Source organism: Paraburkholderia sp. 40 (assembly GCF_050434105.1).
Lineage (GTDB): Bacteria > Pseudomonadota > Gammaproteobacteria > Burkholderiales > Burkholderiaceae > Paraburkholderia > Paraburkholderia tuberum.
In genome coordinates this window covers 2,439,081-2,452,372 of the sequence record NZ_JBNPVY010000004.1, presented here as the reverse complement: position 1 = coordinate 2,452,372, position 13,292 = coordinate 2,439,081, and the positions used below count along the sequence as shown (strand labels likewise).

The 13,292-nt window shown below is 66.3% G+C and carries 13 protein-coding genes; 4 read left to right on the top strand and 9 right to left on the bottom strand.

Annotation, left to right across the window (positions count from 1 at the left end):
* Positions 1-8: 8 nt before the first annotated feature.
* The 9 genes from OKW28_RS33105 to OKW28_RS33065 form a co-directional block, all read right to left on the bottom strand.
* Positions 9-947, bottom strand: coding sequence for a carbohydrate kinase family protein (locus OKW28_RS33105; protein WP_090801910.1), 939 nt, complete (start codon positions 945-947; stop codon positions 9-11).
* A gap of 95 nt (positions 948-1,042) precedes the next feature.
* Positions 1,043-1,543 carry a thiol peroxidase gene (gene tpx / locus OKW28_RS33100; RefSeq protein ID WP_090801909.1) on the bottom strand — a complete coding sequence of 167 codons (501 nt, stop codon included), beginning with the start codon at positions 1,541-1,543 and terminating at the stop codon, positions 1,043-1,045.
* A 72-nt stretch (positions 1,544-1,615) separates the two neighbouring features.
* Positions 1,616-2,998, bottom strand: coding sequence for a zinc-ribbon and DUF3426 domain-containing protein (locus OKW28_RS33095; protein WP_429451777.1), 1,383 nt, complete (start codon positions 2,996-2,998; stop codon positions 1,616-1,618).
* 47 nt (positions 2,999-3,045) lie between these two features.
* On the bottom strand, positions 3,046-3,948 hold the full coding sequence (gene prmA, locus OKW28_RS33090; RefSeq protein WP_429451775.1) for a 50S ribosomal protein L11 methyltransferase: 903 nt from the start codon (positions 3,946-3,948) through the stop codon (positions 3,046-3,048).
* A 3-nt stretch (positions 3,949-3,951) separates the two neighbouring features.
* Positions 3,952-5,316: an acetyl-CoA carboxylase biotin carboxylase subunit gene (gene accC / locus OKW28_RS33085; RefSeq protein ID WP_184006568.1), complete on the bottom strand. Its 1,365-nt coding sequence runs from the start codon at positions 5,314-5,316 to the stop codon at positions 3,952-3,954.
* 116 nt (positions 5,317-5,432) lie between these two features.
* Entirely contained in the window at positions 5,433-5,906 is a 474-nt protein-coding gene (gene accB / locus OKW28_RS33080) for an acetyl-CoA carboxylase biotin carboxyl carrier protein (RefSeq protein ID WP_429451773.1), read from the bottom strand.
* 77 nt (positions 5,907-5,983) lie between these two features.
* Positions 5,984-6,439, bottom strand: a complete 456-nt coding sequence (gene aroQ, locus OKW28_RS33075; RefSeq protein ID WP_090801901.1) for a type II 3-dehydroquinate dehydratase — start codon at positions 6,437-6,439, stop codon at positions 5,984-5,986.
* Between the two features lie 208 nt (positions 6,440-6,647).
* A complete protein-coding gene (locus OKW28_RS33070; protein WP_429451771.1) occupies positions 6,648-7,208 on the bottom strand; it encodes a TlpA family protein disulfide reductase in 561 nt (186 codons plus the stop codon).
* 19 nt (positions 7,209-7,227) lie between these two features.
* Positions 7,228-7,878 (bottom strand): UDP-N-acetylmuramate--alanine ligase, encoded by a 651-nt coding sequence (locus OKW28_RS33065; protein ID WP_429451770.1) that lies wholly within the window; start codon positions 7,876-7,878, stop codon positions 7,228-7,230.
* Between the two features lie 188 nt (positions 7,879-8,066).
* Here OKW28_RS33065 and mpl point away from each other — a divergent pair, with 188 nt between their 5' ends.
* The 4 genes from mpl (at position 8,067) to aroE (ending at position 13,287) form a co-directional block, all read left to right on the top strand.
* Positions 8,067-9,461, top strand: a complete 1,395-nt coding sequence (mpl, locus tag OKW28_RS33060) for a UDP-N-acetylmuramate:L-alanyl-gamma-D-glutamyl-meso-diaminopimelate ligase (protein ID WP_429451768.1) — start codon at positions 8,067-8,069, stop codon at positions 9,459-9,461.
* The gene (locus OKW28_RS33055; RefSeq protein ID WP_429451766.1) at positions 9,458-10,072 is read left to right on the top strand and encodes a YqiA/YcfP family alpha/beta fold hydrolase; all 615 of its coding nucleotides are present in this window, start codon (positions 9,458-9,460) and stop codon (positions 10,070-10,072) included. Before mpl ends, OKW28_RS33055 begins: the two co-directional genes overlap by 4 nt.
* Before the next feature lie 216 nt (positions 10,073-10,288).
* Positions 10,289-12,427, top strand: a complete 2,139-nt coding sequence (locus OKW28_RS33050; protein WP_429451764.1) for a ribonuclease catalytic domain-containing protein — start codon at positions 10,289-10,291, stop codon at positions 12,425-12,427.
* Positions 12,424-13,287 (top strand): shikimate dehydrogenase, encoded by an 864-nt coding sequence (gene aroE / locus OKW28_RS33045; protein WP_429451762.1) that lies wholly within the window; start codon positions 12,424-12,426, stop codon positions 13,285-13,287. Before OKW28_RS33050 ends, aroE begins: the two co-directional genes overlap by 4 nt.
* Positions 13,288-13,292 lie beyond the last annotated feature (5 nt).

The window sequence follows — 13,292 nt, the reverse complement described above, 5'->3', positions numbered from 1 at the left end:
ACGCGATATCAGTGCAGGTCGTATCCGAAGGCCTGCTTGAACCGCTCGTTGATTTCCGCCCGGCTGGGCGCGTAGTTTTGCGGGCCTTGATGCTCGATCTTCAGTGCGCCCATCAGGCTGGCGAGACGGCCGGTCGTGGCCCACCCGAGACCCTTCTCGATACCGTAGAGCAAGCCACCGCGAAACGCGTCGCCGCAGCCGGTGGGATCGAGCACCTGCCTGGCCGTTACCGCCGGAATCTCTTCTATACCGCCGCCGTGATGGATCTGCGCACCCTTCTCGCCGAGCGTAATGATCAGCGCGTCGACCTTGCCGGCGATCTGTTCGATCGACCAGCCGGTCTTGTTGCTCACCAGCGCGGCTTCGTAATCGTTGACCGCTACATAGGTAGCAAGTTCAATGATGCGCCGCAGCGTCTCGCCGTCGAACAGCGGCAAGCCCTGGCCCGGATCGAAGATGAATGGCACGCCTGCGGCGGCAAGCTGTTCGGAGTGCTGGACCATGCCGTCATAGCCGTCCGGCGCGACGATGCCGAGCGTCAGGCCCGCCACTTCGTCGGCGCGGTTCTGATGCGACTGCATCATCGCGCCCGGATGGAAAGCGGTGATCTGGTTGTTCTCGAGGTCGGTCGTGATCATCGCCTGCGCCGAGTAGGTGTCGGGCACGACGAGCACGTTTTCCGTCGACAGGCCGAGCTGCGCGAGCCGGTCAAGATAGAGCTGTGCGTCGACGGCGCCGATCGCGCCCATGATGCGCGCGTCGCCGCCGAGCAGATTCAGCGCATAGGCGATGTTGCCCGCGCAGCCGCCGAACTCGCGACGCATGGTCGGCACGAGAAAGCTTACGTTGAGGATGTGGACCTGCTCCGGCAGGATGTGCTCCCGAAAGCGGCCTTCGAAGGTCATGATGTTGTCGTACGCGAGCGAGCCGCAGATGAGCGTAGCCAAGGCGAGCGTTCCTGTATGAAAGCGGTGGAAAGAGACGCGCCGCGCCGCCAGCGCCGCGCGCGGGGCGCGGCGCCGTCGTTCGCGCGCGAGAGGGCTTACTTCAGCGCGGCGAGCGCTGCGTCGTAGTTCGGCTCGTTCTTGATCTCGCCGACCAACTCGGCGTGCACGACCTTGTCGTTTTCGTCGAGCACGACGACCGCGCGCGCGGTCAGGCCGGTCAGCGGACCGCTCGTCACGTCGACGCCGTACGCTTGCGCGAACTCATGGCCGCGGAACGTCGACGCGGTCACCACGTTCTCGATGCCCTCGGTCGTGCAGAAGCGCGACGCCGCGAACGGCAGGTCGCCCGACACGACGATGACGGCCGTGTTGCTGAGCTTCGCGGCGGCTTCGTTGAACTTGCGCGTCGACGTCGCGCAGGTCGGCGTGTCGAGACTCGGGACGATGTTGAGCACCTTGCGCTTGCCGGCGAAGTCGGCGAGCGTCAGCGGCTTCAGGTCTCGGCCGATCAGCGAGAATGCGGCGGCCTGCTGGCCGACCGACGGGAACGTGCCGCTTACTTCGATCGGGTTGCCACCCAGCGTGACTTGACTCATGTGTTGTGCTCCGAAAAGGGCGTCAGTGATGAGAATGATGCGCCCGCCAGGGAGCGGGCGCGCGAGGGCGCGTTACGGATAAAAAATCTGTACGCGAAAATTGGAGGCAATCGCGGTGCCGGTGTCGAGGTGCACGATCATCGTCTGCGTCGCGTGCGCGGGCAGGCCGGACGCGATCACGGTGCCGGGCGGCACGTAATCCTGCGGCCACAGCACGCGCCGCACGGCGACGTTGTTCTGATCGTCGAGCAGCGTGAGTTCGATCGCGGGGTAGGCGAGCGCGATGTTCAGGCGGTTGTGCAGCGGCATCTTCAGCTCGAGCTTGTGCGGGCCGTCGATCTGCCGCAGATCGGAGGGCTCGACGAGCAGGCCTTCGATATCGTGCGGCGGCGTCAGCTGACAGCCGAGATGCGCGCAGGCCTGCGCGTACAGGATCTGCGAGCGCGGCAGGTTGACCATCACGGTCTCGCGTTGCCACCACGCGAGTTGCGCGAGCAGCGCAATGACGAGCAGCGCGGCGAGCACCACACCGGCGACGATCCAGCCGACGCGTCCGGCGTCCACCGGGCGGGTTTCGCGCACGACCGGGAACGGATCGTCGCCATCGCTGACGGGCGGCTTGACCGAGAATGGCTCGCCGCTCGATGGGGCGAGCGACGGACCGCCCGGCGGGCGGGGGCCGCCGGGACCGCCGGCGCCCGAAGCACCTGCGGCACCCATGCCCGCGGCGGCGCCGAAGCCGCCCACGCCCCCACCGACCGGGCCGAAGTGCGGCTCGTTGTCGGGCATGCCATGCAGACTTGCTGGTTCGCGCAGCGCCGGTTCATCGAGCGTGGACGGCTCGGGGCGTTCGATCTTGTGCCAGACGCGCGGCGCTTCGTCTTCGACTCGCGGTGGGGGAGCAGGCGCGGTGGGCGGGACGACAGGCAGTTCATCGACCTCGTTGTCGGCGGGATAGGCGAAGGGTTCGAGTGGCGCGTCGGCCAGCGTCGGCTCATCGTCCGCGGGTAGCGGTGCCGTGAAAGCGCCGGCGCGCAATTCCGGTTCGATCGCCTGGCGAGGAGTGCCCGATGTGACGGGTGCGTGCTCGTTGCCGCCAAGCGGCAGCGGCGCGAGCGGCACGCTGCTCGCGTGGTCGCGCAAACGGGCATCGAGCGTGCTGCGGGAAATGCTGGTGGAGTCTTGTTCCGAAGCCGGCGCCCACGGGTCCCACGCGTCACCGCTGAAGTCCGGGTTGGGTTGCCGCACACCCGACAGCGCTTCGATTGCCGCCGCGGCGGCAACCGGTTTGGCCGTGGAAAAATCGCCGCCTTCGGAGACGTCGAACAGACTGCTCGACGCGTCGAAGACTTCCTGGCAATGCCCGCACCGCACGAGGCCGCGGCGCTGCGCAAGCTGCGCCGGTTGCAGAAGGAAGACAGTTTCGCAGAAGGGGCAACGCGTTGCCAGGTGCATATCGAGCCGGTGAGCCTGAGGCCGTTAGGTTGACAATACGCCTTATTCTAATTGCTTTCGCGGCGCGTTCCGGCGAGGCACACCCAACCTTCATGTTCGCGCCACACGCTGATATCGATCCAGCGCGCGTAGACCTGCGCGACTTCCTCGGCCTGGCGCGCGAGAATGCCCGACAGCGCGATGTGGCCGCCCGGTTTCACCTTCGACGACAGCATCGACGCCATCAGCTTCAGCGGATTCGACAGGATGTTCGCGACCACGACGTCGAACTCGCCGGCCGGACAGGCGTCGGGCAGGCCATAGGTGACTTCGGCGTGATTGCGTTCGCTATTGTGACGCGCCGATTCGACCGCCTGCGGATCGATATCGATGCCGATCACCGGATCGGCGCCGCACTTCTTCGCGAGAATCGCGAGGATACCCGAGCCGCAGCCGTAGTCGAGCACGGACTGGCCGGGCTTGATCGACTGCTCGATCCACTCCATGCACAGACGCGTGGTGGGGTGGCTGCCGGTGCCGAACGCGAGACCCGGATCGAGTTCGAGCACGAGCGCGCCGGGGTCCGGCGCATCGTGCCACGACGGCACGACCCAGATGCGCTCGCCGATCTGGATCGGATCGAACTGCGACTGCGTGAGCCGCACCCAGTCCTGCTCCTCGACCTCGCGCACGGTATATGCCGGCGCGGCATCGAGTCCGATCTCGTTGGCCGCGGCGGTCAGCAGCACGGCCGGATCGTGTTCCGGCGCGAGCAGCGCGATCACGCGCGAATGCTGCCATGCCGTGCGATCCGGCGTGAGGCCGGGCTCGCCGAACAGCGGCTGCTCGTCGGGCGTGTCGGCGTCGGCGTCTTCGACCGACACCGACAACGCGCCCAGCTCGAGCAGCGCGTCGGACAACTCCTCCGCGTGCTCGCGCGCCAGTTCGGCAACCAGTTCCCGATAGCTCATGACTTACGCTTCTTCCGCGACCTGCTGACGCGCGGCCAGCCGGTTTTCGAGGTAGTGGATGCTGGTGCCGCCTTCGACGAACTTCGCGTCGAGCATCAGCTCACGGTGCAGCGGGATGTTGGTCTGAATACCTTCGACCACCATTTCCGACAGCGCGATGCGCATCCGCATGATCGCCTGTTCGCGCGTGGCGCCGTAAGCGATCAGCTTGCCGATCATCGAATCGTAGTTCGGCGGCACGAAATAACCATTGTAGGCGTGCGAATCGACGCGGATGCCGGGACCGCCCGGCATATGCCACGAGGTCAGGCGTCCCGGTGACGGCGTGAACTTGAACGGATCTTCGGCGTTGATCCGGCATTCGATCGCATGGCCGCGGAACTGGATGTCGCGCTGACGGAACGTGAGCTTCTCGCCGGCCGCGATGCGGATCTGTTCCTGCACGATGTCGACACCGGTGATCAGTTCGGTCACCGGATGCTCGACCTGCACGCGCGTGTTCATCTCGATGAAGTAGAACTCGCCGTTTTCATACAGGAACTCAAAGGTGCCCGCGCCGAGATAGCCCATCTTCTTGCACGCGTCCGCGCAACGATCGCCGATACGGTCGATCAGACGGCGCGCGATGCCCGGCGCCGGCGCTTCCTCGATCACCTTCTGGTGACGGCGTTGCATCGAGCAGTCGCGCTCGCCGAGCCACACGGCGTTCTTGAACGAGTCGGCCAGCACCTGGATTTCGATGTGCCGCGGGTTCTCGAGGAATTTCTCCATGTAGACCTGCGGGTTGCCGAACGCGCGACCGGCTTCCTCGCGGGTCATGATGACTGCGTTGACGAGCGCCGCTTCCGTGTGGACTACGCGCATGCCGCGGCCGCCGCCACCGCCAGCCGCCTTGATGATGACCGGATAGCCGATCTGGCGGGCGATCTTCACGATCTCCTTCGGATCGTCCGGCAGCGCGCCTTCCGAACCCGGCACGCAAGGCACGCCGGTCTTGATCATGGTCTGTTTGGCCGTGACCTTGTCGCCCATCATGCGGATCGTTTCCGGACGCGGACCGATGAAGGTGAAGCCGGACTGCTCGACGCGCTCGGCGAAGTCGGCGTTCTCCGACAGGAAGCCGTAGCCGGGGTGGATCGCTTCGGCGTCGGTGACTTCGGCCGCGCTGATCAGCGCGGGCATGTTCAGATAGCTCAGATTCGACGGTGCCGGGCCGATGCAGACCGCCTCGTCGGCGAGCTTCACGTACTTCGCTTCCTTGTCGGCTTCCGAATAGACGACGACCGTCTTGACGCCGAGCTCGCGGCAGGCGCGCTGGATGCGAAGCGCGATCTCGCCACGATTGGCAATGAGGATTTTTTCAAACATAGCGGGTTTTCGACTCATCAATGGGCGCCGGGGTCGGTCAGGACGCCGGCTGCCGCAGAGGATCGGTCGCGCGCCTGGGATGAGCGGCGCGCGGGCGGCGGATAGTGCGTGCCGCGTTAGCCGACCACGAACAGCGGTTGGCCGTATTCGACCGCCTGGCCGTTTTCGACGAGGATTTCCTTGACCACGCCGGACTTGTCCGACTCGATCTCGTTGAGCAGCTTCATCGCTTCGATGATGCAGATGGTCTGGCCTTCCTTGACCGTGTCGCCGACCTGCACGAACGGATCGGCGCCCGGCGACGGCGCGCGGTAGAACGTGCCGACCATCGGCGAGGTAACGACGTGACCCTGCGGCGCGGCGGCGGCCGGCGTGGCTGGAGCGCCCGCGGGGGCTGCCGGCGCTTCGACAGCGCCGAACGGTGCCGGTTGTGCGAATTGCGGTACGGCGTATGGGGCGGACGGTTGGACGTAAACCGGCGGCGCATTCTTGACGATGCGGACCTTGCCTTCGCCCTCGGTCACTTCGAGTTCGGAAATACCGGACTCCGAGACGAGGTCGATCAGAGTTTTGAGTTTACGTAGATCCATCAGGGTGCCCCTTTCAATGCGTAGTGTGCCGGCGTGTGCAAGTCGCAGTAGCCGGCTCAAATTGGACGTGTTTGGATTCAGCCGCGCGACGACCCGGCCGCGAGCCGGTCGAGCGCGAATTCGAGCGCGTACAGATACCCCTTCCAGCCGAGGCCGCAAATGACGCCCTCAGCCTGGTCGGAGAAATACGAGTGATGCCGGAACGGTTCGCGGCGATGCACGTTCGACAGATGAATCTCGACGAACGGGATGCCGACCCCCGCCAGTGCGTCGCGAATGGCCACGCTTGTGTGCGTGTACGCGGCGGGATTGATCAGGATGAAATCAGTTTGCTCGGTGCGGGCCGCCTGAATACGGTCGACCAGCGCGCCTTCGTGATTGCTCTGAAACGACGCGAGTTCAACGCCTGCGTCGGCTGCCCGGTCCGCCAGCGCCTGATCGATCTGCGGCAGGGTCACGCGACCGTAGACCTCGGGTTCCCGGCTGCCGAGAAGATTGAGGTTGGGTCCGTGCAGTACCAGCAGTCGCGTCATGGTCGCTTCTTTTTCCGTGGAATTGCGCGCACTTTAGCGCTGATTAGAGAAACTTGTCTAGTTTCGCGCGCGTACGCGGCGATGGCCGGCGCGGGCCGCGGCGCAGCCTTGGGTCCAACTTCACTCAAATTCGGGAATTATCCGTGTATTTTTGCTCGTTCTGCACGGAATCGCATGCCAAAAAGCGTAGCGTGGGAAATCGGGAAATTTACAGCGCGTCGAGCGTCTGGCGCAGCGCCGTTGGGTCGATCTGGCCCAATTTTGTGGAGCGGATGTTGCCTTTTGCGTCGATCACGACGGTAAACGGCAAACCTCCCGCATTGTTGCCGAACGCGCGCGCGAGGTCGGCGCCACCGAAGCCGGTCACGTAGATCGGGTACGCGACCTTGACCTTCTGCAGGAAGGTCTGGATGTTCTTTTCCGAGTCGACGCCGAGGCCGACGAACTGGATGCCTTTCTTCGCGTACTCGCGCTGGATCTGCGACAGCGCCGGCATTTCCTCGACGCACGGAGCGCACCACGACGCCCAGAAGTTGACGACGATCGGGTGGCCCTTGAGCAGGCTCAGCGACTGCGGTTTGCCGTCGACGTTCGTGACCGGCGCGGTCCACAGTTGCTGCACGGGACTCGCAGAGGTGGCAGGCTGCGCCCCGGCCTGCGCCGCGTACGCGACGTCGGCACCGCGATCGAGCCAGTGATTGGCCAGCACGCCGCCGCCCGCGGCAATCAGCGCGACGACCGCGCCCGCCAGCATACGCCTCGTGTTCATCGTGCTCCGTTCTGTCTGATCAATTGGTGAAGGACGGCACTTCGTCGCCGTCGAGCAGCGCCTGCACCGCCGGCAAATTGGCCCGCGCCGTGCGGCCGCGCGCGTCGGCGCGTACCGCGCCACGCAGGTCGTCGGTTTCGTACAGCGCGACGTGGATGCCGACCGGCTCGGCGTTGCGCTCGCCAGCGGGGCGCCACAGAAAGCTCAGCGTCTCCACGTAGCCGCGGCCCGCGAAGTGGCGCGTTTCCGACACGTCGTACTGGATGTTTGCATTGAGCATGTAGATCGCGACTTCCTTCGGGTTGTCGCAAAACACCTGCAGATGCACATCCGAATGCTCGCCGGCCGTACCGCCGAGCACCGCGCCCGTCAGATACGGATTGAACGGCGCGAACCGCTCCATCCAGTCGACCGCGATCATGCGCAGGCGCCGCAGCAGCGCCGGCTGGCTGTCGCTCTGGAACAGCGACTGATATTCGCGGATCTCTTGTTCGATCTGATCGTTGTCCGGCAGCCATTCGCCGGCAACACGAGTCTCGCCGACGACCTGCCGGGCCGCCTTGCGCTTCGCGCTGGCGTAATCCAGGCCGTCTTCGGCAATCAGGCGTGCCGCCGCGATTGCGATTTCCTCGCGCACGCGCTGCGGATCGAAATGTGATTTGCGGACCATCCTTGCATGATACTCGATCGAGCCTGCGACGCGGTTCGGCGGCCCGCACGGGGCGGCGCCGGGCGTGGCCGGCAGGGGGCAGCGCGCGTCGCGTCGGTTACAATAGGCGTCCTTTGCAGACGGTCGTTCCGACCGTCCTGTGGCTCTCTCATCCCTCGCAAGAAACGCCCCCGCGGCACGACAGGCTTATGCATATCCACATCCTCGGCATCTGCGGCACCTTCATGGGCGGTCTCGCGGTGCTCGCGCGCAATGCGGGCCACACCGTGACCGGCTGCGACGCCGGCGTCTATCCGCCGATGAGCACGCAGCTCGAGGCGCAAGGCATCGGTCTGATCGAGGGTTATGACGCGGACCAACTGAACGGCCTGAATGCGGATCTGTTCGTGATCGGCAACGTGGTCACGCGCGGCAACCCGCTGATGGAAGCGATTCTGGACCGCGGCCTGCCGTACGTGTCCGGTCCGCAGTGGCTCGGCGAGCACGTGCTGAACGGCAAATGGGTGCTGGCCGTGGCCGGCACGCACGGCAAGACCACCACGAGCTCGATGCTGACCTGGCTGCTCGAAGACGCGGGCCTGAACCCCGGCTTCCTGATCGGCGGTGTGCCGCTCAATTTCGGCGTGTCGGCGCGGCTCACCGATTCGAGCTTCTTCGTGATCGAAGCCGACGAATACGACACCGCATTCTTCGACAAACGCTCGAAGTTCGTCCATTACCGCCCGAAAACGGCGGTGCTGAACAATCTCGAATTCGATCACGCCGACATCTTCCCTGATCTCGCCGCGATCGAAACGCAGTTCCATCATCTGATCCGCACGGTGCCGCGCTTGGGCCGCGTCGTCACGAACGGCCGCGAGGACGCGCTCGAGCGCGTACTGACGCGCGGCTGCTGGAGCGAGGTCGAGCGCTTCGGCGTCCAGGGCGGCTGGGAGATCCAGGCGGCGGAGCAGGGCGTGCCCGTCGACGAACGCTTCGCCGTCTATCACAACGGCGAGCGCGTCGGCATGGTCGACTGGCAGGTGCAGGGCGAGCATAACCGCATGAACGCGCTCGCCGCGATCGCCGCCGCGCGCCATGTCGGCGTGCCGCCCGCGCAGGCCGCGAAGTCGCTGTCCGGCTTTCGCAACGTGAAGCGCCGCATGGAAGTGCGTGGCAGCGTCGAGGGTGTGACCGTGTACGACGACTTCGCGCATCACCCCACCGCGATCGAGACGACGGTGGCCGGCCTGCGCGCGCGGGTCGGCCGCGACAACACGCGAATCCTTGCGGTGCTGGAACCGCGCTCGAACACGATGAAGCTCGGCGTGATGAAAGCGCAACTGCCGGCGAGCCTCGCCGACGCCGATCTCGTGTTCGGTTACGGCGCGCCGGGCGGGCGCGACGCGCTCGGCTGGAACCTCGGCGAAGCGCTCGCGCCGCTCGACGGCAAGGCGCAGGCGTTCGACAACCTCGACGCGCTCGTGAAGGCGGTGGTCCACGCGGCGCGCCCCGGCGACCAGATTCTGGTGATGAGCAACGGCGGCTTCGGCGGCGTGCATCAGAAGCTGCTCGACGGTCTTTCGACGCGAGGCGCGTCGTGATTCTGTATCTGCACGGTTTCCGTTCGTCGCCGAATTCGTTCAAGGCGCGCCTGCTCGCGGCGCGTCTCGCCGAACTGGGTCGCGCCGGCGAGTGGTGCTGCCCGATGCTGCCGGTGTCGCCGTTCGAAACCGTGGCGCTCGCCGAATCGCTGGTGGCCGAGGCACGCGCGAAGGGCGATGCGCGGCAGGTGACCGTGATCGGCAGTTCGCTCGGCGGCTACTTCGCCACCCATCTGGCCGAGAAACACGGCTGGCCGGCCGTGCTGTTGAACCCGGCGGTCGTGCCGCAGCGCGACCTGAGCGCCTATCTCGGCGAGCAGCCGTTGTGGCACGGTGGCGGCAGCATCGTCGTCGAGCCGCATCATCTGGATGAATTGCGCGCGCTCGGCGTGGCGTCGATCACGCGGCCCGAACGCTATTATTTGATGGCAGCCACCGGCGACGAAGTGCTCGACTACCGCGAAATGCTCGCGCACTATCCGGGCGCGCGCACCACGCTGATCGAGGGCAGCGACCACGCGATCAGCGAGTTCGCGCAGTATCTCGACGACGTGCTGGGCTTTTGCGACGCCGAACACGTCGAGCCGCCGGCGCCGCGCGCGGCGGCCTGACGGCACGCAAAGAGCGGCGGCATCGAACCCTGCAAGGACGTCAGTCAGAAAGACACACCGACCGCCACCGCTGGTCGCAAGATTCAACCCGCTGGCACGCGCAGTGCGCGCCGCGGATTCACTATCACGAACAGGTTGCCGTGCCGCGCATGCAGTGATCGATCGCCACAGGGCGTCGGGCGCGACGGCAGATGCAAGTCAGAACGAGAGTATTGAGTGAACGTTTTCTTCGAGGAATCGGGCAGTTTCAAGGCCGGCAGCGTGCTGTCGCGCCAGGGCGACGCGTTTCAGGTCGAGTTGCCGGGCGGGCGGCGCGCGAAGGTGCGCGCGAAGGATGTGCTGATCGAGTTCGAGAAGCCCACCGCGGCCGAACTGATGCGGCAGGCCGACGCGTTGGCGCAAGAGATCGATCTGGACTTCCTGTGGGAATGCGCGCCGGACGATGAATTCCCGTTCGCGACGCTGGGCGCCGAGTACTTCGGCGCGAGCTTCGGCGCGATCGAGCGCGCGGCGCTGGTGCTGCGCATGCACGGCTCGCCGGTGTACTTCCGCCGCAAGGGCCGCGGCATGTACCAGCGCGCGCCGCAGGAGCAACTGAAGATGGCGCTCGCGGGCCTCGAGCGCAAGCGTCAGCAGGCGCTCGTGCAGGCGCAGTACGAGGAAGAGCTGAAGGCAGGCCGTCTGCCTGAAGCGTTCGCGGGCGGCAAGGGGCTCGCGCTCCTGACGAAGCCCGACAAGAACACGATCGAGTACAAGGCGCTCGAGGGCGCCGCGGCCGCGCGCGGCATCTCGCAGGCGCGGCTGATGCTCGAATGCGGCGCGATCGCGTCGCCGCGCGCGCTGCACGAAGCGAAGTTCCTGTCCGAGTTCTTCCCGCACGGCACCGGCTTCCCGTCCGTCGCGGCCGCGAACGTGCCCGACGATCTGCCGCAGGCGGACGTCGAAGCGTTCTCGATCGACGACATCACCACGACCGAAATCGACGACGCGTTCTCGGTCGAGCATCTGGCCGACGGCCGTGTGCGCATCGGCGTGCACATCGCCGCGCCGGCGCTCGGCATCCAGCGTGGCGACGAAGTCGATGCGATTGCGCGCGCGCGTCTGTCGACGGTCTACATGCCCGGCGACAAGATCACGATGCTGCCCGACAGCGTCGTCGACACCTTCACGCTTGCCGAGGGTGGGTATCGGCCGGCGCTGTCGCTGTACGTGATCGTCAATCGCGAGACGCAGGAGATCGTCGCGAGCGAAACGCGCGCCGAGCGCGTGTTCGTGAAGAACAATCTGCGCCACAACACGCTCGACGAAATCGTCAACGAGAAGGCGCTCGCCGAGGGCACCGGCGAGTATCCGCACAAGGACGATATCGCCGTGCTGTGGCCGTTCGCGCAAGCGCTGTTCGAAAAGCGCCAGACCGCGCGCGCCGGCTACGGCCTGCGCCGCGAAGTGCAGCGCAATACCGACTTCAATTTCTACGTCGACGGCGAGCACATCACGATTACGCCGCGCCGGCGCGGCTCGCCGCTCGACACGATCGTCGCCGAGCTGGCGATTCTCGCGAACTCGTCGTGGGGCGGGTTCCTGCACGATCACGGCGTGCCGGGTATCTATCGCACGCAGCGCGCGTTCGGCGTGCCGAGTGGCCCGAAGCGCACGCGCATGCAGACCAACGCCGCGCCGCACGAAGGGCTCGGCGTCACGCAGTACGCGTGGAGCACGTCGCCGCTGCGCCGCTACGTCGACCTCGTGAATCAGTGGCAGCTGATCGCGTGCGTGCAGCATGGCGTGACCGCCAAGCTCGCCGCGCCGTTCAAGCCGAAGGACGCCGATCTGTTCGCGGTCGTGCAAGGCTTCGACGACACCTACACCGCGTACGCCGACTATCAGCGTCGCATGGAGTACTTCTGGTGTCTGCGCTGGCTCACGCAGGAAAACCGCAAGCAGGTGGTCGCGTCGGTCGTGAAGGGCGATCTCGTGCGTCTCGAGGAAATTCCGCTGCTGCTGCACGTGCCGGGCCTCGGCGTGCATGCGCGCGGCACGCGTTTGCAGATGGAAGTCATGTCGATCGATGAACTGACGATCGAAGCGTCGGTGCGTCTGTTACACGTGCTCGATGCACCGACCGTGACGAGCGGCGCCGAAGCCGAAGAAGGCGAGGACGAGGGCGAGGAAGAGTTGCTCGACGCAACCGATGACAGCGCCGAAAGCGAAGCGGAGGCCGAGGCGGAAGCCGAAGCCGACGGCGGCAATCCCAACGACAACCCCAGCGCAGACGAATCGGCGGCGACCGGCGACGGCAACGACGCCGCGAACAACGCCGACAACGACCAACACATCACGGAGCCGGGACGATGAGCGGCAACCCAACGCGCGAGCGCTACGCGGTCATCGGCAACCCCGTCGGGCATAGCAAGTCGCCGTTCATCCACGGCCGCTTCGCCGCGCAAACCGGCGAGCCGGTCGAGTACGGTCATCTGCTCGCGCCGGTCGACGCGTTCGTGCCGCACGTGCGCGCGTTCATCGAAGCGGGCGGACGCGGCCTGAACGTGACGGTACCGTTCAAGCTCGACGCGCATGCATTCGCGAATACGCTGTCGCCGCGCGCGGCGGCGGCCGGCGCGGTGAACACGCTGCGGGTCGACGCCGACGGCATCTACGGCGACAACACTGATGGCTTCGGCCTCGTGCGCGACATCGAGGTGAATCTCGGCGTGTCGCTGAAGGGAGCGCGCATCCTGCTGCTCGGCGCGGGCGGGGCCGCGCGCGGTGTCGTGCTGCCAATGCTCGAGCGCGCACCGCATACGCTGACGATCGTCAATCGCACGGCGCAGAAGGCCGAAGCGCTGGTCGACCAGTTCGCGCAGGCTGCCAGCGGCGCGCACTGCCGTCTGACCGGCGGCAGCGCCCGCGCGATCGAAGCGGGCCAGTACGACGTGATCGTCAACGCGACCGCGGGCAGCCTCGATGCGTCGCTGCCCGAGTGCGACGATCGCGCGTTCGGCAACGGCACGCTCGCCTACGACATGATGTACGGCGCGCATCCGACCATCTTCATGCAGCACGCGGCGAAACTCGGCGCGCGCGGCGCCGACGGACTCGGCATGCTGGTCGAGCAGGCCGCCGAATCGTTCCATGTGTGGCGCGGCGTGCGTCCGGACAGTGCGCCGGTGCTCGCCGAATTGCGCGCGTTGCTGACGGCGCCGTCGCCCGCGTAACGTCG